Consider the following 23580-nt stretch of genomic DNA (forward strand, 5'->3'; position numbering starts at 1 on the left):
GGTATAACTATTCCTTATTTTTCAATTAAATAATTTTCAAATAAAAATGATTATTGATTAATAAATAAGTCACTTCGTCAAATTATTCGACATTTTTGACGATAAAATAAAACGCTATATATTTTATTATATAATTATTTAATGCATTTATATTTTCAGTTTCATTACATATACAAAAATAGCGGGTTGGATCAAAAATGATTCAGTCATTGATATAAATTTATTATAAACCTACTACAATATAGCTAATTTTTTAGGGCAATCGGTGGTGTCATGAAATTAAGCAGTAACAATGCTGAAACTATGGAGAGCCTTCGTAATGAGCGCAACCAATATCGCATTTTGGTTGATATCACAAATTCTGTATTAGCTCATCTAGACATGGATGGTCTTATTTCTGAAGTCTCTAAAGAAATACATCGTTTTTTTGGACTGAACCATATTAGTCTTATGTTATGCCGTACCTCATCACAAAATAGTGGTGAAGGTATTCTTTATTCTAGTCGTTATCAGACTGGGAAATCTGTCATTCGCCAACAACGTAAATTTAGTAGCGCGAATAACAAAGCCGAAGAAATTATTAATCAGAATAAACCTGTCTTAATTGATATTAATAAAGAAGATCAGGAAGATGTTTTGATTAAGCGTCTAGTTAAGCAAAATATGCAGACGGCTTTGTTATTGCCACTGGCTTTTAATCACAAACCTCTTGGCTTATTAATTTTAGCGCATGAAATAGGAAGCGTTTTTACTAACGATACTTGCCAATTACTTCAACAAATTGCGGCTCGTATTGGTATTGCCATTGAAAATGCAGCCGCTTATGAAGAGATAACGCATTTAAAAGATAGTTTAAAGAATGAGAATATTTGGCTTAATGAACAGATAGATAATAGTGCAGGTTTTAGTGAGATTATTTATCAAAGCGATGCTATGCATAATGTGCTCGAACAGATTGAATTAGTGGCACAAAGTGATAGTACCGTTCTTATATTAGGTGAAACAGGAACTGGTAAAGAATTAATTGCACGCGCTATCCATCGTCTTAGCCAGCGAAAAAGTAAGACGATGATAAAGATGAACTGCGCAGCCGTACCTTCTGGCCTTTTAGAAAGCGATCTCTTTGGTCACGATAAAGGTGCATTCACCGGTGCAACAAATACACATATTGGCCGATTTGAAATGGCGGATAAAAGTACCCTATTTCTAGATGAAATTGGTGATATGCCTATTGAATTACAACCTAAACTGCTACGTGTTCTCCAAGAACGAGAAATAGAAAGATTAGGTGGTAATAAAGTGATCCCTGTGGATGTCAGACTGATTGCGGCAACGAATAAAGATCTTCATGATTTAACGGATGAAGGTGAGTTTAGAGAAGATCTTTATTATCGGCTTAATGTTTTTCCTATTATTATTCCGCCATTAAGAGAGCGACCTGAAGATATTCCGCTTTTAGCAAAACATTTTACGCAAAAAATTGCGCGAAGAATGGATAGAAAAATAGATTGTATTCCAGCTAACGCATTGGAACAATTAACACATTACCCATGGCCGGGTAATGTTCGTGAACTTGAAAATATTATTGAGCGCGCGGTTATTTTAACGCGTGGTTCAACATTAAACCTTCAATTAAAAGAGTTACATATTAATAAGCCCTCTCGTTTAAAACAGGTGCTATCTCAACCTTCATCTATTGAAAAGCGTATGCAAACTAATGCGCCAGAAAGTGATGATGAGGAGCGAGAAAGGATCATTCAAGCATTAAGAGAAACCAACGGTGTAGTTGCTGGTGCTAGAGGTGCCGCTTTAAAATTAGGATTAAAAAGAACAACGTTATTATCACGGATGCAACGTTTAGGTATTTCAATTCCAGAAATACTTTAATTCTGAAATAATTACTTATTTAATTAGAGTGTAATTAATTTATTACACTCTTTTATTTCATTTATTTGAAACTTATTAATCTCTATCTATAATTTAATTGATCGCATTTCATTAGATAATCCTCTAATTAATTATTAATAATATAAACCATCAATGGAGCATATTATATATGAATAGCCTGCTTATAGATAAAATTAGTGAAATAAGAAAAGAGTACAAAAATAATAAATATGTTTTTATTCCCCAAAATATAGTTATTGATTTAATAAAGCAATTAGGTGCTAAAGAAAAAGATATTAATACATTAATGGAATATGGCGACTATTTGGCACAAGATCCAACGCTTTCATTTCGCCATACTCGAACAGGACGCTACCTTTTTGATAATGATATCGAAACAATCTCCAGACTAGAGTATCAACCTTTTGTTCTCACCGAAGAAGATGGATTTATTCGAGAAGACAGTGGTGCACAAAGGCATTTCAGAGCGCTGGATGATCGCTGGCAGAGCAATACAGCCTATCAAGCCTTATTAAAATTAAAAATGCTATTAATTCAAGGGAATACATTTACTCCTCGTCACTTAACAGATCAAAATTCACCTAAGTCAATATCAACTGTTTTTCATTTAAGATTAATTGCCCAACCCGATTCTTTAAGTGAACTTTCCATTGAAGGTGTTCATAAAGATGGTGTTGATCACACGATGATCGTGATGATGAATAAGAATAACGTTAAGGATAATACAGGCGCCTTGCGGGTTCATTCACCGAAGGAAGCCATAGGAACACCTTGGCAAAAGATTACCCCTGAAAATGTGCTTTATGAGCACAATAATGCACAATATCTTGATATTTTATTAATTGCAGATAATGAATTAAATCATAGTGGCACACCTATTTTTACTCATGATAATAAAAATCAGGCTTACCAAGATTTTATCGTTTTACTCTCTCGCTATCCAACGGTTGATTCTCATCCATCACATAAATTTGATTCGATGAATTCACATCCTGACTTGCCTTTAACACTTTATTTAAATCAGCAAGCCTCTTAGTCATAGCGCGTTATCGCATAAATTAAAAAGCAACTTATCGACTTGATTTAGAAAAAGATTATATTGAAAGTAACATTTTACTTTTTTATTGTGAACCAACGCATGGTGAACATTCAAACAAAAGTTAAGTGATTTTTCTGCGATAAACAGAAAAGAACAAGCTCCGACAGTAATAAAAAACCATAAAAAAACCGAGTTTATTAACATAAGGTCAATAAACTCGGTCTTAAGGCAGAAAAACAATACTAATGAGGTCAGATTAGCCCTCGGCGGCTTCTCTTAAACGACGTTTAATATTGCTGTACTCCGTTTTCACATAGTGTTCTGCCTGAGCCTGTTCCTTGATTGGCTCAACACATACTGCACAATATTTATACTCAGGAGTTTTGGTAATTGGACTTAAGTTTTCTGCAACGAGTTCGTTACAAGCACCAATCCACCACTGGTAAGTCATATATACCGCACCTTTATTCGGTCTATCACTGACTGCAGCGCGCGTAATAACTTTACCTTGACGAGAGCGTATCCAAACTAACTCTTGATCTTTAATACCCAATTGTTTGGCATCTTCAGTATTTAACTGAACATAGCCAGGCTCATCTGCTAATGCAGCCAATGCCTTACAGTTACCTGTCATTGAACGGCAAGAGTAGTGCCCAACTTCACGAACTGTTGCCAGTACCATTGGGAATTCATCAGACAGTTTGTCAATTGGTGGCGCCCACTCACAAGTAAAGAATTGACCTTTACCATTAGGGGTATCAAATTTACCGCCTTCGTACAGATATTGTGTACCTGGGCTATCTTCTGTTGGGCAAGGCCATTGAATGTAAGCCAAGTCCGCCATTTTTTCGTAAGTCGCACCGTAATAAATTGGGCATAACTCACGCAACTCATCCCAAATTTCTTTGGTATTGTTGTAATGCATTGGATAACCCATTGCTGTTGCCATCAGACTGATAATTTGCCAGTCTGTTTTTACATCGCCAACAGGTTCAACAGCTTTATAGAAACGTTGGAAGCCACGGTCTGCTGCAGTATAAACACCTTCATGCTCACCCCATGATGTTGCAGGGAAAATAACGTCAGCAATAGACGCTGTTTTAGTCATAAAGATATCTTGTACTATCAATAGATCCAGTTTTTCAAACGTTCTACGGATTGTCGCTAAATCAGGCTCCGTTTGCAGTGGATCTTCACCCATAATATAGTGCGCTTTTAATAAGCCGTGATCGATATTATGAGGAACTTCACTTAACGCATAGCCTATTTCATCAGGCATAGATTCAATGCCCCAGAATTTAGCAAATTTCTCCCGCGCTTTTTCGTCAGTAACGTATTGATAACCTGGTAGTGTGTTAGGTAATGCCCCCATATCACACGCACCTTGTACGTTATTTTGACCACGAACAGGGCCAACTCCGACGTATTTTTTACCTAAATTACCCGTTAATAAGGCCAAACTAGTCAGTGAACGAACCGTTTCAACGCCTTGGTAGAATTGAGTTACCCCCATTCCCCAAAGAATTGTTGCTGTTTCTGCTTTCGCGTACATACGTGCAGCTTCACGAATAATTTGAGCACTTAAACCTGTTATTTCTTCAACTGATTCAGGTGTATAGCTTTCAACTAATTTACAATACTCTTCAAATTGCTCGGTGTGATTTTCGATAAAGGATTTATCATGCAATCCTTCTTCAATAATCACATGCGCAATCGCATTTAATAGCGCAATGTTAGAGCCATTTTTCAAGCCTAAGTGTAAATCAGCTAAACGTGCTGTTTCGATGTAACGAGGGTCACATACAATAATTTTGGCACCCTTTTCTTTCGCCTTAACAATACGGCGAGCAACAATAGGATGCGAGTCTGCGGCATTATAACCGAAGACAAATAGACATTTGGTATCCTCAATCTCAACGATTGAGTTGCTCATAGCACCATTACCGACCGAACGCTGCAGACCTGCAACCGAAGGGCCGTGTCAGACACGAGCACAGCAGTCTATATTATTATTTCCGATAACCGCACGAGCGAATTTCTGCATAACGAAGTTAGCTTCGTTACCAGGGCCTCGTGAAGAGCCGGTTGTCATAATAGATTTAGCACCGTATTTCTCTTTGATAGCAAGAAGCTTGCTACTGGCAAACTCAATCGCTTCTTCCCAAGAAACCGCTTCTAATTTTCCGCCTCTTTCACGACGGATCATTGGTGTTTTAAGACGTGGAGTCAGTATCTTAGTATCATGGATAAAATCCCATCCATAATACCCTTTCAGACACAGCTCACCTTGGTTTGTTAAACCATTGGCTCCTTCAGCGCCAATGATTTTACCGTTTTCCACCTTCAGGTAGATTTTGCATCCTGAGGCGCAATACGGACAGACCGTGATGACTTTTTTCATCAACATTGCTCCTGTGTTCATCAACTTTCAGGCTATTACCTGATTCTCTCCTCTATCTATGCAGAGAGTGTGCCAAAGAAGCACGCTTTTTTATATTTCTGCAATGCAATGAAAAATAAAGAAAAATAAAATCAAAAAATCAGTAAGAAAATAATAAAGATTAAAATAGCAAGCGATGTTCGACACTAATGACGATATTTATGTCGATTAGATATCTATAAAAACACGTTATACATAAGGCTTTATAGCAAAAGAACGTTCTTTATTTAGCGAAAATAACGATGATGCAAATACACGTTCTTATCTGCCTCTATCAGGATCTTGCCATATATAATGATGACAACCTTCTAATATCGCTATCAATACGTCTATTTATTAGAACTATTCAAAATTAATAATTTTGATATCAATGTAATTCAAAGAAAAAATTTTTAAACTTCAATAAAAAAAAGAACATAATACTGAACCTGAAAACAACTTTGTGGTCTTAAAGACCTCTACACCATATACATTGATAATAACTGAACATGCAAAAATTAAAGTTTTTAAGGTTTTCGAAAGAAAATATTGTCCTTTTTTTAGCTATCTATCTTGGTTTTTTTCTAAATATTTCCGTTTACATTGGCCGATACGGCACACAGAATACAAACAACCCCCTCATTGATGTATTATATATTCTAGGTGAAGTTGTCGTTAATATTGCCTTTACCTTCTTTTTACTGCGTTTACTTTCCTTTTTTGGTTCCCTCTTTTTTAAAATAGTCGCCTCTTTTATTCTTATCGTCAGCGTTTGTGCTAGCTACTATATTTCGTTTTACGATGTTGTCATTGGTTACGGTATTATTATTTCTACCCTAACCACAGATACCGATTTATCAAAAGAGCTGGTTAGTCCTAATGTCATTATTTGGATTATTGGCTTATCTATTTTGCCATTAACACTTATTTGGCTATGTAAAAAACCAGAAAAAAATCTCACTACAGAGCAAAAGAAAAAAATCTGGATAAAAAACACAGCCAAAATGCTTGTGATTGCCGTCGCTGTATTTGCTTATCTAAAGACCTTAGATTCAAAACAGAAAGCCTACGAAATCAAAAATAACTTAGATTTACCCAGCTACAGTGGTGGTTTAAGTTACGCATACTTGCCCACAAACTGGATCATTCCATTGTTCCAATATGCAATAACACAGTATGACGATACATTTAATAACCAAAATATTTTTGATCCCGCTGATCACTTCACTTACCAACCCTCAAAAGCGAATGAAGATGTGTATGTTGTCTTTATTATCGGTGAAACAGCAAGATGGGATCATATGGGGTTGTTAGGATATGAACGTCAAACGAATCCTCTATTAAGCCAAGAGAAAAATCTTGTTGCCTTTAAAGGTGTTTCTTGTGATACCGCAACAAAGCTCTCTTTAAAATGTATGTTTGTGCGAGAAAACGGAACAGAAAGTAACGATCAGCGAACATTAAAAGAGAACAATATTTTCTCAGTATTAAGTCAACTAGGTATGTCATCAGAGCTGTTCTCAATGCAAAGCGAGTTGTGGTTTTACAATAAACTTGATTTAAATAACTACGCAATGAAAGAGATGATGACAGCAAAAAATAGTAATTTTGGTAAAGAGCTTGATGACACCTTATTAATTGCTGAAACGGCAAATGCAGTTTCTCAGCATCCAAAGGGGAATCATTTAGTGATTTTACATACTAAAGGCTCTCACTTTATGTATTCGCAACGTTACCCTGAGTCATTCAAAAAATACCAGCCTGAATGTTTAAATGTGGATGATGAGTGTACTAAAGAGCAGTTAGTCAATGCTTATGATAACTCTATTCTTTATACTGACTATTTTATTGATGGCATCCTCGATACATTACGCGATAAAAAAGCCATTGTATTTTATACCTCCGATCACGGTGAATCTATTTCAGAAAAAGGTGGCTTACACGGCACACCAAAAGAAATCGCACCACCAGAACAATTTAAAATACCTTTCTTAGTTTGGATGTCAGATAGCTATTTAGCCGAACCTGAAAATAAGCAGTTATTTGATAACCTAAAACGTAATCAAGATGCGGAGCGCACATTCTATCATCACAATATTTTTGACTCGATGTTAGGTTGCTTGGGTTATTCATCCCCTGATGGTGGCATTAATAATCAAAATAATCTCTGTTTTGGTGAGACACCATCAACCGAAAAATAGATCTTTAATCAGTTATTAGACAAAACCCCACACTCAAATTAAGCGTGGGGTTTTTATTATTCTTAACTAAATAAGCTAATTATTGATTAAAACTAGCATCGGTATAAAGATGTGTCGCTTGAATATCTTTTACTGTTTTTGCGCCACCTAACATCATATTAATTTTTAATTCTTTATTTAAATGTTGGATAACTGAATTTACACCTTCAGCCCCGCCTAAATTTAATCCATAAAGAATCGGGCGACCAATAGCCACAACATCTGCACCACTAGCTAACGCTTTAAAGACATGTGAACCACGACGTACACCACTATCGAAAACAATAGGTACACGTTTGTTCACCACTTTAGCAATCGCCGGTAATACATCAATGGTTGCTGGTGCACTATCTAATTGACGGCCACCGTGATTAGAAACCCAAATCGCATCTGCACCAGCTTTAATGGCGGTATCTGCATCTTCAGGCGATTCAATACCTTTTACAATCACAGGTAAACCAGACATTTTTTTCACATACTGAATATCTGCTGGTGTGAAGGCTTGTTTAGCTTGTGCATAAATTTCACTAATCCCCGCACCTTTACCTGTTTTCGATTTATCATCACTGATTTTTGCAAATGCTTCCAAGTTGGCAAAGCCTAATGGAAATTGGAAATTATTTTTCACGTCATCTTCACGATAACCACCAACAGAAGAGTCGATAGTCATAATGATACCTTTAGCGCCATACTGTTTTGCTTGAGATAAAATATACTCGTTAAAGGCATCATTTTTACTCATATACAATTGAAAGAAGAAAGGATAACCCGGTTGAGCATCTGCCACTTCTTTAATGGTTTTATTACCATAAGTACTTAATGAAAATATAGAACCTGCTTTTGCCATACCTTTTGCTGTGGCAACTTCGCCTTGTTGATGTGCAAGCCCTTGAGCTGCCATCGGTGCCTGAATAATAGGCGTATCTAATTTAATACCTAAAAATTCTGTTTTTAAATTTAAGTCAGAAAATTCGATGCCTTGTAATGAACGAGGCATAATATATTTTTTATCAAATGCAGTTGTATTTGAACGTAAATTATTTTCGTCTTCAGCGCCACCACGAATATAACCAAAAGCGCCTTTTTCCATATTAGCTTGAACTTGTGCTTCCATGGTTTTTAAGTTGACTATTTTAATTGGACCTTCAGCAGTACTTGCTTTATATTCAGCCGCCTGTGCAACACCCACACTTAATGCCATCGCAATAGCGGTTGTTTTTAATATTTTACTTTTCATTTTCTATCCGTTTATTAATTAAGGGCTTATATCTATAATTTAATAAAACTAAATTTTAATTAAATTATATTTTTCAAAAAATAATATAAGCCCTATTTTTAGATAAAACTTAAATTAACCGCTTACTTTTTTGTTAAAGTATTATAGCTTGTCATAAGATTACGATAGTCTGGGATATGGTTAGCAAACAGCGTGCCTAATCCTTCGATATCATTACGCCAATCACGGTGTAACTCACAAGCTAAACCAAACCAGTTAATTAATTGTGCCCCTGCTTTTGACATTCTGTCCCACGCAGAGTCACGAGAAATCGCATTGAAAGTTCCTGAAGCATCCGTGACAACAAAGACTTCAAAACCTTCTTCAAGTGCAGATAATGCAGGGAATGCAACACAAACTTCAGTCACAACACCCGCAATAATCAGTTGTTTTTTACCTGTTGCTTTAACGGCTTTAACGAAATCTTCGTTATCCCATGCGTTGATTTGACCAGGGCGAGCGATATAGGGAGCATCTGGGAACATTTCGACGAGCTGAGGCATTAGAGGACCATTAGGACCATCTTCAAAAGAAGTCGTTAAAATGGTAGGTAAATTAAAATATTTAGCGGCATTAGCTAATGCTAATACATTATTATTGAATTTATCAGGCTCGATATCTCTGACTAAAGAGAGTAATCCAGCTTGATGATCTACCAGCAGAACAGCGGCATTATTTTTATCAATACGATGATATTTAAAGCTCATAATAATCTCCGATAGTATAATAGAGGTAAGACTCAATTAAATCATAGCACCAAATTTACATGGCAAGACTCAGATTAATTTAAATTTACACTTGAGTTTATTTATTAATAATAACCAATCAATTATCTATCTTTAAATTTAATTAAATATCACGATATTTAATTAACTGTTTATTACTTTATATAAATTCATTTCGTTAAAAACAATTATAGGTGTAACCATTCTTAAATGAATCTAAAGATTATTGCTTTAACCATTCAAAAAATTTGTTGATGTTTTAACTCAGGAATAAAAGATAAAAAAACCCCCGCAGGCGGGGGGGAGAAAGCGCAACTAAAAGATCTCTAACTTACTATCAGGAGATGGGTATTCATTAATGACGATTACGCACAATTTGATAGCGACGAGTTAAGTACTCAACTGGCACGCTCCAAATATGAACTAATCGACAGAATGGGAACAATAAAAAAATCGTCATACCTAAAAAAATGTGCAATTTAAATACGAATGCGACACCTTCAAGATGAGCTGAAGCACCACCGTGGAAAGTCACTATGGATTGTGCCCAAGCCACCAGCTTCATCATTTCGCTACCATCCATATGTTGAGCTGAGAAGGGAATAGTTAGCAAACCTAACGCGACTTGAATAACCAATAGCGTTAAAATCATAATGTCACCAAATGAAGATGTGGCTCTTACCCGTGGGTTGGTTAAACGGCGTTTTAATAACATGATCCCCCCCACCAGCATTAACACACCACAAGTACCACCACCGACCATCGCCATAATTTGTTTATATTCAATTGGTAAGAAAGATTCATACATCCAATGTGGCGTTAACATTCCCAGAAAGTGACCAGCAAAAATACCAAGGATCCCAACATGAAATAAGTTAGAAGCAAGGCGCATATTTTTCTTGTCTAACATCTGGCTAGAGCCAGCACGCCATGTATATTGACCATAGTCGTAACGTAACCAGCTACCGATAATAAAAACGGCACCAGCAATATAGGGATAGATATCAAAAAATAACATATTGATGTAATTCATTTTTGTGCTCCCGTATCCAACGAATTCCCCACGTTGAGATATTGAACTGTAGTCTCTTGTGCAAAACGACGCTGATGTTGGCTGATTTTTCCGCTACCACATTGCGTGCCTTCTCCAAGAAACGTCACTTGTTCTTCTTCCCACACAGCATCTAATGCAGCAGGTGTATCATCTAAAGGCTCTTTTGCTACTTGAGCCGTCAACTGTGATGCTTCCAATTCACTTTGTGAAAGGCAAAGTAACACATCAAAGAGAGCGTGATAGTCACTACCACGTTGTTTTAAACGTTCACCTAACAGAGCCAAAATAGGCGCTATATTGTTTAGCCCTTCAATACTCTCGGTTGTAGGTAAAAACGTTAAGTACTCAAGATACGTTGGCAAATAGTCAGGAAGTTCACGACAACTTAATGTGATCCCCGCGTGTTGATATTGATTGAGTAAATCAACCATTGCCTGACCACGATCGCGAGACTCACCATGAACGTGTTCAAATAACAGCAGTGATCGCGCCCTGCCTCTATCAAAAAGCTCACTGTAATGGGCTTGCGCATCTAACAATGATTGTTGCGTTAAGGTATGAATAAATGCCATTAATTTCGCGACTTGAGTCACAGGAAGCTCATCGGCTTCCTGTAATGCATCGATAAGTTCATTTCGGTTATCCCACAATTCTTGTGTGGGATAATCTAAAAGATGAGAAATCACTTTCAGAGAGATCATTATATTTTCTCCTCTGAACGACGTTCATCTTGTGGGGTTCTTGGTGTGATATCAATCGCATCAATACGATGACTATTAAACAAATTAAATTTGCTATCACTGCCATGGCAACCGTCACCAAAGCTAAAACCACAACCATTACGTTCTGGGAAAGCTTCTCTTGCAAGTTCACGATGACTTGATGGAATAACAAAGCGATCTTCATAATTAGCAATAGCTAGATAACGATACATCTCTTGTGCCTGCGCTTCAGTCAAACCTACTTGCTCTAATGCACTTAGGTCTGTTTTGCCTTCTACGGCTTCAGCACGTTTGTAATGGCGCATCGCTAGCATACGTTTTAATGCTAATAAAACAGGTGCCGTATCACCCGCTGTCAGTAAGTTTGCTAAATACTGAACTGGAATACGTAAACTTTCTACATCAGGCAACACACCAGTATGCGGTAAGACACCCGCGTCAGCAGCTGATTGAATAGGTGACAAAGGCGGTACATACCAAACCATGGGTAAGGTGCGATATTCAGGATGCAGTGGTAATGCCAGCTTCCAATCCACAGCCATTTTATAAACAGGTGAGCGCTGTGCTGCATCAATCACACTTAATGGTATACCTTGCTCTTCTGCTGCTTTGATCACGTCAGGATCAAATGGATCTAAGAAGATATCTAACTGGCTTTGGTATAAATCTTTTTCATTATCCGCACTGGCAGCTTGTGAGATTTTATCTGCGTCATACAGCATCACCCCAAGATAACGAATACGTCCGACACAGGTTTCTGAGCACAATGTTGGTTGACCAGCTTCAATACGTGGATAACAGAAAATACATTTTTCTGACTTACCGCTTTTCCAGTTGAAGTAGATTTTTTTGTATGGGCATCCAGTTAAACACATGCGCCATCCACGGCATTTATCTTGGTCAATAAGCACAATGCCATCTTCAGCACGTTTATAAATCGCACCACTTGGGCATGTCGCAACACAAGCAGGATTTAAGCAGTGTTCACATAAACGTGGTAAATACATCATGAATGTATTTTCAAACTGCCCATACATCTCTTTTTGCATATTGGCGAAGTTTTTATCCGCAGCACGTTTGCTAAATTCGCCCCCTAAATCATCTTCCCAGTTAGGGCCTTTTTCGATCTTGGTCATGCGCTGGCCAGTGATCAGCGAACGAGGACGTGCTGTCGGTAATGAACCTTCTGGTGCATTTTTTAAATGCTCATAATCATAATCAAATGGCTCATAGTAATCGTCTAATGCTGGGACATCTGGGTTGGCAAAAATTTTAGATAATAGACCAACACGGTTACCCATTCTTGGTACTAATTTACCTTTGATATTTTTGATCCAGCCACCTTTCCACTTCTCTTGGTCCTCCCAATTTTGTGGATACCCTGTCCCCGGTTTAGTCTCAACGTTATTGAACCAAGCGTATTCAACACCTTCACGACTGGTCCAAACATTTTTACAGGTTACTGAACAGGTATGGCAACCGATACATTTGTCGAGGTTCAGTACCATACCGACTTGTGAACGAATTTTCATTATGCCTTCTCCTGTCCATTCAGGGTCTGTTGATAAGCATCACCTTCACCATCAAGCCAATCAATCTGTTTCATTTTACGCACCACAACAAACTCATCACGGTTAGAGCCCACAGTGCCGTAATAGTTAAAGCTATAAGCTAACTGAGCATATCCACCAATCATATGAGTTGGTTTAGGACAAACACGCGTCACAGAGTTATGAATACCACCACGCATGCCTGTTATTTCAGAGCCCGGTAGATTTATTTGACGTTCCTGAGCGTGATACATATAAATCATGCCATCAGGAATACGTTGGCTAACAATCGCTCTTGCAGTTAATGCTCCATTACTGTTGTATGCTTCAACCCAATCGTTATCACTAATTCCCATCTCTTTAGCATCATCTTCACTCAGCCAAACCACAGGGCCACCACGACCGAGCGTTAACATCAGTAAGTTATCGCTATACGTTGAGTGAATACCCCATTTTTGGTGAGGCGTCAGGAAATTCAGCGCTTTTTCAGGGAAACCATTTGGTTTTTTGCCTTTAACTGCATCAATCGCCTTAGTATCAATTGGTGGACGATAGACCACTAAACTTTCACCATAAGCACGCATCCACTCGTGATCTTGATACAACTGCTGACGACCGCTTAAAGTACGCCAAGGGATCATCTCGTGAACATTGGTATAACAAGCGTTATAAGAGACGTGCTCATCTTCAAGACCAGACCATGTAGGGCTTGAGATGATCTTACGAGGTTGAGCAACAATATCGCGGAAACGAATTTTTTCGTCTTCTTTTACTTTAGCTAAATGAGTGTGATCGCGTCCTGTCACTTTACTTAGCGCATCCCACGCTTTTACAGCCACTTGACCATTAGTTTCAGGTGCTAAAGAGAGGATAACTTCGGCGGCATCAATCGCCGTTTCAATCGCTGGACGCCCTTTTGCCACACCTTCATGACGAACACGATTGAGTTTCTTCAGAAAATCGACTTCTGTCTGAGTATTCCAACTGATCCCTTTACCGCCATTACCTAGTTTATCCATTAACGGCCCAAGTGAGGTAAAGCGAGCATAGGTATTTGGATAATCACGCTCAACAGGGATCAGGTGTGGGGCTGTTTTACCCGGAATTAGGTCACATTCACCTTTTTTCCAATCTTTTACATCAAAAGGCTGTGCCATTTCAGCGGCAGAGTCATGCTGAATAGGTAATGTCACTAAATCCGTTTCGACACCTAAATGACCTACACACAATTTAGAGAAGGTTTTAGCGATACCTTTATAGATTTCCCAATCTGTTTTCGACTCCCAAGCAGGATCAACCGCAGCGGTTAATGGATGAATAAATGGATGCATATCCGACGTATTCATATCATCTTTTTCATACCATGTAGCGGTGGGTAAAACGATATCGGAAAACAGGCAAGTGCTCGACATACGGAAGTCTAACGTCACGACTAAATCAACTTTACCTTCACCGCCTTTATCTTGCCATTCCACTTCTTGTGGTTTAACTTGGCCTTGTTCGCCTAAATCTTTACCTTGTAATCCGTTTTCAGTTCCCAGCAAATATTTCAGTAAATACTCATGCCCTTTACCCGCCGAACCTAACAAGTTAGAACGCCAGATAAATAAATTACGCGGGAAATTTTGTGGATTATCAGGTTGCTCTGAAGCAAAGCGGATCTCACCTGATTTCAATGCATTAACGGTGTAATCAATAGCACTAACACCCGCTTGTTGCGCTTTTTTCGCAATAGACAGAGGGTTTAAATTTAATTGAGGCGCGGAAGGCAACCATCCCATACGTTCTGAACGTACGTTCATATCAACCAAACTACCGCTAAAACGAGATTTATCCGCCAATGGCGATAACAACTCTGTTGGTGATACGGTTTCATAACGCCACTGACTCGAGTGGTTATAGAAAAATGACGTACTGTTCATATGGCGAGGCGGGCGCTGCCAGTCAAGGCCAAAGGCTAATGGTAACCAACCCGTTTGTGGACGCAGTTTTTCTTGTCCAACATAGTGAGCCCAACCCCCACCACTTTGACCGACACAACCACAGAAAATCAGCATATTAATAATGCCGCGATAAGTCATATCCATGTGATACCAGTGGTTAATACCGGCTCCCACAATCACCATAGAACGACCATGTGTTTTTTCTGCGTTATCTGCAAACTCACGTGCAATACGAGTGATATCTTGACGGCTTACACCCGTCACTTTTTCAGCCCATGCCGGTGAATACGCCTTAATTTCATCGTAGCTTGACGCACAGTTTTCATCATTTAAACCGCGATCAACACCGTAGTTGGCTAACAATAAATCATAGACAGTTGTGATGTATTTCTCTTCACCGTTCGCAAGTGTAATACGCTTAGCCGGCAGTTTATGAATAATCACATCATCAAGGGTAACACCTTCAAAGTATTCACTCTTGAGCCCGCCAAAGTAAGGGAATGCCACATCAACAATATCATCGTGATTATCTAAAAGGCCTAATTGTAAAGTGATATCTTCGCCACTTTTGCCATCTTTAGGCTCTAGGTTCCATTTAGCAACACCTTCCCAACGAAAGCCCATTGACCCTTGAGGAGCAACCAATTGCTGTGTTTTCTCATCAATGGCAATGGTTTTCCACTCTGGATTTTTCTCCTGATCCAGATTGTTCACTAAATCAGAAGCACGCAACATACGACCTGCAACTAGCTTGCCTGAATCGTGCTTATCTAACATCACCAACATCGGCATATCAGTGTAAGTGCGTACATAGTTACTAAAATATTCAGTTTGGCGTTTAACGTGGAACTCGTTAAGAATAACGTGTCCCATCGCCATTGCCATTGCACTATCAGTACCTTGCTTTGGATTTAACCATTGGTCACAAAGTTTCGCGATTTCAGCATAATCAGGTGTTACCGCAACAGTTTTAGTCCCTTTGTAGCGAACTTCGGTAAAGAAGTGGGCATCTGGTGTACGTGTTTGTGGTACGTTAGAGCCCCATGCAATCAGGTAAGAAGAGTTATACCAATCTGCTGATTCAGGAACATCGGTTTGCTCACCCCAAGTCATGGGTGATGCGGGTGGTAAGTCACAATACCAGTCATAGAAACTTAAGCATGCGCCACCTATCAGAGACAAATAACGCGCTCCTGCAGCATATGAGACCATCGACATAGCTGGAATTGGCGAGAAACCGATAATACGATCGGGCCCAAACTCTTTCGCTGTAAACACGTTAGAAGCGGCAATGATTTCATTCACTTCTGACCATGAAGAACGCACAAAACCACCACGTCCACGCGCTTGTTTATAGCTTTTGGTTTTTTCTGGCGAGCGAACAATAGAAGCCCATGCATCAACAGGATCACTATGCTGTACTTTTGCTTCACGCCATAATTTAATGAGACGTTTACGTACCATTGGGTATTTAACGCGATTCGCGCTATATAAATACCATGAATAGCTTGCACCACGAGGACAACCACGAGGCTCATGATCCGGTAAATCAGGACGTGTGCGCGGGTAGTCCGTTTGTTGGGTTTCCCATGTGACTAACCCATTTTTGACGTAAATTTTCCAGCTACAAGAACCGGTACAGTTTACACCATGAGTAGAACGAACGATTTTGTCGTGTTGCCAGCGACTACGGTAACCATCTTCCCAATCGCGGTTAACATTTAGCGCTTGGCCATGATCCTGTGAAAAGGTATCACCAAGCTGCTTAAAATAGCGGAATCTATCGAGAAACTTACTCATCAGATACTCTCCCAATGCGCGCGAGCGCTCTCACATTGCGTATAATTCGTCATTATTGTTTATTGTGTTTACGCCCATAGACCAACCAAGTGATCAAGACGCAGGCAATATAAAATAGAACAAAGATTTTCATTGCACCGGCAGGTGAACCAGTCATAGCCAGTGATGTACCAAAGGCTTTCGGAATAAAAAAGCCACCAATTGCACCAATCGCGGAGATAAAACCAAGTGCAGCCGCACTTTCTGTTACCGCTTCTTTTTGAGCATCTTCGTCTGTAGCACCTTGTGCTTTCATGCGATCAATCGTGATTTTTCTAAACACCACTGCAATCATTTGGAATGTGGAGCCGCTACCTAACCCCGCAGTTAAAAACAGCACCATAAAAACACCGAAGAAGGCGATAAATGAACCACCCGCGCCATTGACAGGCAGTGTTAAGAAAAGTAAAGCGGAGAAAATTGCCATAATGATAAAATTAATCAGCGTGACTCTAATGCCGCCAAATTTATCAGACAAAGCCCCACCCACAGGGCGAGCTAATGCACCTAATAAAGGCCCAAAGAAGGCATAATGCAAAATAACGATATCGGGGAATTGGGTTTTAGAAAGCATGGCAAAACCCGCAGAGAAGCCTATAAATGAACCAAAAGAACATAGGTATAAAATACTTAACAACCAGAGGTGCCCCCGTTTTAAAACAGGTAATTGCTGGCTTAAAGAAGCTTTGTTAGCCGCAAGGTCATTCATACCAAACCAAGCCGCAAACGTCAGAATAAGTAAGAAAGGAACCCAAATCCATGCGGCATTTTCTAGCCATAAACGTGAACCATCAGGCTGAACAACACCAGGGCCACTAAACATAGCAAACACACCCACACCAATAACTAATGGTGCAACTAATTGCATGACGCTGACACCCAAATTGCCTAATCCGCCATTTAATCCTAATGCACCGCCTTGGCGTGCTTTAGGGAAGAAAAAGCTAATGTTTGCCATACTGGATGCAAAGTTTGCACCTGCAAAACCACATAGCAGTGAAATCACAATAAAAGTTGAGTAAGACGTTGTGGTGTCTTGCACTGCAAAACCAAGCCAAATACAAGGAATGATTAGAAATACAGTACTCATAGCAGTCCAACGACGACCACCAAAAATAGGAATAACGAAAGAGTAAGGAACGCGTAAAATAGCACCCGATACTGAAGGCAGGGCAGTCAGCATAAACAGCTGATCTGTGGTAAAGTTAAAACCAACTTTGTTCAAATTTACTGCAACGGCACTAAAAAGCATCCATACGCAGAATGATAAAAGTAAACAAGGAACAGAAATCCATAAATTGCGTGAAGCGATCTTTTGACCAGTCTTTTCCCAAAAAGCTTTATCTTCAGGGTGCCAATCTTCGATCACCCCTTTTCTCATTTTTTCTGGGTGTTGAGTGAGTGCCATAACAACCTCGATTAACGGTTAGATTGGCATCTTTGTACGATTAGAATTGTTAATTAGTCATGATCTGCATCAAGCAAACATTTGTTTGTTTTTTGAACTAAAATCATTGTTTACACCTAAGTATTAATAACATAACCCTTAATTTTTTATTTTAAATTAATTAGTTAAATTAAAAACACTATAATTTAGAAGTGAAATTATCCCCATTGGATATTTAGGAGTAATACTTTAGTAGTATATGACATTTGGTGTCTTTTTAAGGCAATATAGCGCCAGAATAAACTTGGAAAAATAACGATGAGTACACATAAAATCCAATGGCACTACCGTTTTTCAATTATTAATCAGATAGCGATATTAATGTTACTTTTCACGCTATTGGGTGTGGTAGGAATGGCGATTTCTAACCATATTATTTTGAGTGTGCAAGGTAATGCTCATGCCATTAATAAATCAGGATCGTTGCGAATGCAAAGCTATCGCTTGCTATCTGCTTTACCTCTAGATGAACAACATCGTTATTATCTTCACGAATTAGAAACCGACTTAGACAGTGGTGAATTACGTCAAGTCTTAAGCAATAAATCGCTACAATCACAATATGCTCAATTAAATACATACTGGAAAGATACCTTAAAACCAACCTTACTTTATGCTCAGCAACGCGATGAAGCTAAACAAGAAGTTGCCTTGTTTGTTTCACAGCTAGATAAACTAGTATTAAGTATCGACCAACTTACAGAACAAAAAATCAGGCTGGTGGCTTATACCCAGCTTATTTTCACGGCACTCACACTGTTATTACTGTTTGGCTCTGTTTGGCATTTCCGTCGCCGTTTATTACATCCTTGGCAACAACTTATGGCGATGGCTAATTCCATTGGTCATGGTGATTTTTCAGCACGTTTCCACCAGCGTACACACCATGATGAAATTGCCACATTGGGTATTGCACTCAACACCATGTCAGAAGAGCTGTCTACGCTGTATAGCGAATTAGAAAAAAGAGTGGTTGAAAAAACTCACGACTTACAACAGAAAAATAAAGTGCTCTCTTATCTCTATCATTCAAGCCAACAATTACACTCTCCGGCACCACTTTGTGCCCGATTAAGACAGATATTATTTGAGCTTCAACAAATCATTCCCGATACTTATTTTCAGATACGTTTATATGAAGATAATCATCACACACTATTTAATGAAATCAGTTTAGAACTTAAACCACGCGCCGAACATTGTCCTGATCCACAATGTGAACGTTGTGATGATACCTCTTCTGATACCATTCCATTACATAGTGAATTATTGCATTGGGAACTTGCTGATCAAATTCATCGTTATGGATTATTTGTCATGCAACTACCAGAACACACCACGCTAACAGATGAACAGAATAATTTAATGTTATTGCTGACAAAACAGATCTCGGCAATGCTGGCAATGGAACAACAAAACGAGCAACAACAGCAGCTTTTATTAATGGATGAACGTTCGGCTATTGCTCGTGAATTACATGACTCTATTGCTCAATCGCTTTCTTGTTTAAAAATGCAAGTTAGCTATTTGCAGATGCAGTCAGAAACCTTACCCGATAATTGTCAAAAACTCCTTAAAGAGATGCGAGAAGAGCTTAATGTGGCTTATCGTCAATTAAGAGAACTGTTAACCACGTTTCGTTTAAAACTCACCGAGCCAGGATTACTTGCTGCATTAGAAAGTACATTGACTGAATTTAATCAGCGCCTTGGTTTCCCTATTAATTTTGACTATCAATTACCCGCAAAATGTGTGAATTCACATCAAAGTATTCACGTTGTACAAATCGTCCGGGAAGCATTAAATAATATTTTACAACATGCCAATGCCAATTGGGCTGAAGTCTCTTTATCTCTAAATAATGGCATGGTTGAACTAAAAATTAATGATAACGGTGAAGGAATTAGCCCAGAACCTGAAAAATTAAATCATTATGGTCTTATTATTATGCGTGAACGCGCAAATAGCTTAAATGGTTCTTATACTATAAAAGTACGTGAACAGGGCGGTACTCAAGTATTTGTTAAATTTCCATTAATAACTACTCATAAAGACCCTGTCTAAATTGGAGCAAGTCGTAATGAATAATATGGGATCCCCCACAGAAAAAGCGACAATTTTACTCATTGATGATCATCCGATGCTACGCAATGGTGTAAAACAACTTTTAAGCCTCGATACAACACTCACAGTCGTTGGGGAAGCTGGAGATGGTATTCAAGGTGTGAAACTCGCTGAAGAGTTAGATCCTGATTTAATCTTACTCGATCTGAATATGCCAGGAATGAATGGTTTTGAAACACTTGATCAACTTCGATTAAAGTCGTTATCAGGCCGGATCGTTGTTTTTAGCGTATCAAATTATAGCGATGATTTAATCACAGCGTTAAAACGTGGTGCAGATGGCTATCTTTTAAAAGATATGGAGCCTGAAGAATTACTTGCAGCGCTAAAACAAGCAGCCGCCGGAAAAATGGTTGTCAGCCCTACGTTAACCCCTATTTTAGCCGAATCATTACGTGAAGATCGTTCTGAGGGTGAGCGTGATATTGAGCAACTCACCCCGCGTGAACGCGATATTTTAAAACTGATAGCACAAGGATTATCAAATAAAATGATCGCACGTAAGCTTGATATCACAGAAAGTACGGTCAAAGTGCATGTAAAACATCTACTGAAAAAGATGAAGCTAAAATCTCGTGTTGAAGTTGCTGTTTGGGTTCATCAACAACGCGTCGATTAATTAAAGTTAGGTACAATGGGCTGGTGAGTACTCATCAGCTCAACTAACTCTTTTGCCCCTTTTTGTAACGACTCCCCTTTTAGCCACATGGCATGAATAGGCAATCGCAACTCATTTTTCGTATTCTTGAACTGCAGCTGTTTTAATTTACCTTTTTGCAATTGAGCATAAATCAGCGAATAGGGTAAATTCCCCCATCCCATTCCCGCTTCAACCATACCCAAAGCCATTTGAAAACTATCGGTTTGCCAATAATTCGTTGCCACTAATGAGCGCTCATCTCTTAACTCTTTGGTATGACTTGCGATCATAATTTGGCGCACATTGACCAGATCTTCAATAAACACACTTGCAGGGTGTGCTAATGCAATATGACTTGCAGATATTGTTGCCACCAATGACTCAGAACCAAGATATTGAAATTGCTCATCACCATTCACATACAAGCCCCCATAAACTAAGCTTAATTGAATTTTATGCGAATGTAGCATCTCAATAATATCGTCTTGTGCCGCAGTTATCACATTCACATTAAGTAATGGATAACGTTGGGTTAATTCAGATAATGCAGGTAATAAATAATCAGGATTAATATCAGCCGCAACACCAATATTTAAAACACTTTCAAGATCCATGGAAAGCTCTTGTGCGTGCACTTGTAATAATTTTAATTGCTCTGCGATCATTCTGGCATGAGGCTCAAGTGCTTTTGCTTTTTCAGTTGGTTGAGGCTCTCGAGATGATCGCTCAAAAAGTGCATAACCTAATTCAGCTTCCATATTAGCAATCGCCATACTAACTGCTGATGGAACGCGTTTTAATGAACGTGCAGCCGCTGAGAAAGATCCCTTATCCATCACGGCTAAAAATATCGCAATATGTTCACTTGAGAACTGCATGTTCACTCCTGATGTTTCAGTTAAATTGATACTAGCTGACTTTTCCTATCACTCTTACTGATTTATCTTACGACGCTTAATGGCACGGATCCACAGAAAAAGAGAGCACAATGCAAGGTATTAAACGAAAAATTATCTACGTAACAGCATATGAGGTTTTTGGGTGGGTTATTTCATCAGTCGGGCTTGCACTTTTGGCTGATAGTTCAACCGCAGTAACCGGCCCATTAGCGCTTGTGATCACCACAATCGCGGTGAGTTGGAATTTTATTTATAACTGTCTATTTGAATTTTGGGAGAGTCGACAAGTTTCGAGGATCCGAACTTTTAGACGCCGTTTAGTACATGCCATTGGATTTCAGCTAACACTAGTGCTCTATTTAATTCCATTAATTGCGTGGTGGCTTAATGTTTCGTTATGGCAAGCGCTAGTTATGGACTTTGCGCTGATCATCATCATCCCTTGTTATACCTTCATTTATAACTGGATATTTGACAAAGTCTTTGGCTTACCAAAATCTGCATTACCTGAGAATGCACCTGTAGCCTAGATGACAAGTAAATTGAAGGGTGTGATCCGTAATTTGGATCACACTTTAATAGGATAGATATCTTCCAACGCAAATTGTTCAATGCCACCTTCTAATTCGCAACGACCTAAACCAATATTTTTATCATCAGCGGTCGTTCTTCTTAGTAACTTACCTGTCACTTGAGAAAGCGTTGGATCAATTTCAATCACACGATAATACTCTTTCATATAGCTCTCTTCACCTAGCGCCATATAAACTAAAAACTCATCACCTATTTTAATATTCATCTCGTTTTTACTTACTCTTAGTAGTTAATCTAATGATGATAGAATAAGTTTAGTCTAACTAAAGGCAATAAGAGAAAGATTGACTCACTCGATATTACATTAAGTTAATTTATTAACTTCCAGCTCATCATAATGATGCTGATCAGAATAAAAGACAGTGTTAAATATTGGAAAAAACGCTCTGATAAATAGACAAGTAAATAGCGTGCTAATGGAATGGAGAGTAATGAGCCTAAACAAAGAATAAGTGCCGTGTGGACATCAGTATAACCACCAGCACTATAAGCAATCGCTGATCCACCTGAAAGGATCGTGGTAATAAAAATAGAAGTACCGATTGCCTCTTTAATGCCCATTTGTGCAAAACGCATTAACACAGGCAACACCACTAATCCCCCTCCGACACCAGTTGCACCAAGAACAAACCCAGCACTGACTCCTGGCACAAATAAGGAAGAAAAAGTCACTGAAGAAGGTGGCGGTAAAACAATTAAAGGATTTGAACTTGCTGATCTTCTTAACATTCGCTGTAAAAATAAAATCAATGAAAACACAATGGTAACGATCATTAAAATATTAATACCCGATTCAACACGATCGTAATATTGAGGTTGTGATCCCAGCCATGTCACACCGTAACTTGCTAAGAATGTTGCTGGAAACATTATCCCTAAGCTCAATAGTGCAGGTTTTAATGGAATATTACCTAACCGAAAATGGATATAAGAAGATGAGAGCTTCATTAGCATCGAGAGTAAATTTGCTGTTGCAACCGCTGCTAATGCATTCATACCAAAAAGATAAATAAGAACAGGTAATAGAATAACACCACCACCTACACCGGTCGTTGTAATAACTAACCCTATTGCAGCACCAATAATCAGTTGAGTTACAAGCAACATCCAATTTCCTTTTTGGTTAAAATTTAACAAACTTCGATTATAGGCAAAATAACT

17 protein-coding genes are annotated in these 23580 nt (G+C 38.6%); 6 read left to right on the top strand and 11 right to left on the bottom strand.

Going from position 1 to position 23580, the window contains the following annotated elements:
- Nucleotides 1-273: 273 nt before the first annotated feature.
- Nucleotides 274-1887 carry a sigma 54-interacting transcriptional regulator gene (locus QSH13_RS14360; RefSeq protein WP_109397721.1) on the top strand — a complete coding sequence of 538 codons (1614 nt, stop codon included), beginning with the start codon at nucleotides 274-276 and terminating at the stop codon, nucleotides 1885-1887.
- Nucleotides 1888-2056: 169 nt separating this feature from the next.
- Nucleotides 2057-2944, top strand: coding sequence for a 2OG-Fe dioxygenase family protein (locus QSH13_RS14365; protein WP_109397722.1), 888 nt, complete (start codon nucleotides 2057-2059; stop codon nucleotides 2942-2944).
- Between the two features lie 259 nt (nucleotides 2945-3203).
- On the opposite strand, the gene fdhF is transcribed toward QSH13_RS14365, so the two are convergent.
- Nucleotides 3204-5348, bottom strand: coding sequence for a formate dehydrogenase subunit alpha (fdhF, locus tag QSH13_RS14370; RefSeq protein WP_109397723.1), 2145 nt, complete (start codon nucleotides 5346-5348; stop codon nucleotides 3204-3206).
- A gap of 527 nt (nucleotides 5349-5875) precedes the next feature.
- On the opposite strand from fdhF, the gene eptB reads away from it, so the two are divergent.
- Entirely contained in the window at nucleotides 5876-7567 is a 1692-nt protein-coding gene (eptB, locus tag QSH13_RS14375; protein ID WP_109397724.1) for a kdo(2)-lipid A phosphoethanolamine 7''-transferase, read from the top strand.
- Nucleotides 7568-7646: 79 nt separating this feature from the next.
- On the opposite strand, the gene QSH13_RS14380 is transcribed toward eptB, so the two are convergent.
- The 7 genes from QSH13_RS14380 to QSH13_RS14410 all read right to left on the bottom strand — a co-directional run bounded on the left by QSH13_RS14380 (nucleotide 7647) and on the right by QSH13_RS14410 (nucleotide 18123).
- On the bottom strand, nucleotides 7647-8843 hold the full coding sequence (locus QSH13_RS14380; RefSeq protein ID WP_109407120.1) for a lactate oxidase: 1197 nt from the start codon (nucleotides 8841-8843) through the stop codon (nucleotides 7647-7649).
- Nucleotides 8844-8965: 122 nt separating this feature from the next.
- A complete protein-coding gene (gene ycaC, locus QSH13_RS14385) occupies nucleotides 8966-9589 on the bottom strand; it encodes an isochorismate family cysteine hydrolase YcaC (protein WP_109397726.1) in 624 nt (207 codons plus the stop codon).
- A 373-nt stretch (nucleotides 9590-9962) separates the two neighbouring features.
- Complete coding sequence (narI, locus tag QSH13_RS14390) at nucleotides 9963-10640, bottom strand: respiratory nitrate reductase subunit gamma (protein ID WP_109397727.1); 678 nt, start codon at nucleotides 10638-10640, stop codon at nucleotides 9963-9965.
- Nucleotides 10637-11362: a nitrate reductase molybdenum cofactor assembly chaperone gene (gene narJ / locus QSH13_RS14395; RefSeq protein ID WP_194294881.1), complete on the bottom strand. Its 726-nt coding sequence runs from the start codon at nucleotides 11360-11362 to the stop codon at nucleotides 10637-10639. Before narJ ends, narI begins: the two co-directional genes overlap by 4 nt.
- Complete coding sequence (gene narH, locus QSH13_RS14400; RefSeq protein WP_109397729.1) at nucleotides 11362-12915, bottom strand: nitrate reductase subunit beta; 1554 nt, start codon at nucleotides 12913-12915, stop codon at nucleotides 11362-11364. Before narH ends, narJ begins: the two co-directional genes overlap by 1 nt.
- Entirely contained in the window at nucleotides 12915-16676 is a 3762-nt protein-coding gene (locus QSH13_RS14405) for a nitrate reductase subunit alpha (protein WP_249717994.1), read from the bottom strand. The genes narH and QSH13_RS14405 overlap by 1 nt, the downstream gene beginning before the upstream one ends.
- Nucleotides 16677-16728: 52 nt before the next feature.
- Complete coding sequence (locus QSH13_RS14410) at nucleotides 16729-18123, bottom strand: NarK family nitrate/nitrite MFS transporter (RefSeq protein ID WP_109407122.1); 1395 nt, start codon at nucleotides 18121-18123, stop codon at nucleotides 16729-16731.
- 297 nt (nucleotides 18124-18420) lie between these two features.
- Here QSH13_RS14410 and narX point away from each other — a divergent pair, with 297 nt between their 5' ends.
- A complete protein-coding gene (gene narX, locus QSH13_RS14415; RefSeq protein ID WP_109397732.1) occupies nucleotides 18421-20226 on the top strand; it encodes a nitrate/nitrite two-component system sensor histidine kinase NarX in 1806 nt (601 codons plus the stop codon).
- A gap of 25 nt (nucleotides 20227-20251) precedes the next feature.
- The gene (narL, locus tag QSH13_RS14420; protein WP_369961695.1) at nucleotides 20252-20905 is read left to right on the top strand and encodes a two-component system response regulator NarL; all 654 of its coding nucleotides are present in this window, start codon (nucleotides 20252-20254) and stop codon (nucleotides 20903-20905) included.
- Here the strand turns inward: narL and QSH13_RS14425 are convergent.
- Nucleotides 20902-21804 (bottom strand): LysR family transcriptional regulator, encoded by a 903-nt coding sequence (locus QSH13_RS14425; protein WP_109397734.1) that lies wholly within the window; start codon nucleotides 21802-21804, stop codon nucleotides 20902-20904. The two genes, narL and QSH13_RS14425, sit on opposite strands and share 4 nt — an antisense overlap.
- Before the next feature lie 110 nt (nucleotides 21805-21914).
- On the opposite strand from QSH13_RS14425, the gene QSH13_RS14430 reads away from it, so the two are divergent.
- Complete coding sequence (locus QSH13_RS14430) at nucleotides 21915-22355, top strand: PACE efflux transporter (RefSeq protein WP_109397735.1); 441 nt, start codon at nucleotides 21915-21917, stop codon at nucleotides 22353-22355.
- A 38-nt stretch (nucleotides 22356-22393) separates the two neighbouring features.
- Here QSH13_RS14430 and QSH13_RS14435 read toward each other — a convergent pair whose 3' ends face one another.
- Both QSH13_RS14435 and QSH13_RS14440 read right to left on the bottom strand, forming a co-directional pair.
- Nucleotides 22394-22624: a hypothetical protein gene (locus tag QSH13_RS14435; protein WP_109397736.1), complete on the bottom strand. Its 231-nt coding sequence runs from the start codon at nucleotides 22622-22624 to the stop codon at nucleotides 22394-22396.
- Between the two features lie 104 nt (nucleotides 22625-22728).
- A complete protein-coding gene (locus QSH13_RS14440) occupies nucleotides 22729-23526 on the bottom strand; it encodes a sulfite exporter TauE/SafE family protein (protein WP_286039308.1) in 798 nt (265 codons plus the stop codon).
- Between the last annotated feature and the right edge of the window lie 54 nt (nucleotides 23527-23580).

The organism is Proteus faecis (genome assembly GCF_030286765.1).
Classification (GTDB): Bacteria; Pseudomonadota; Gammaproteobacteria; order Enterobacterales; family Enterobacteriaceae; genus Proteus; species Proteus faecis.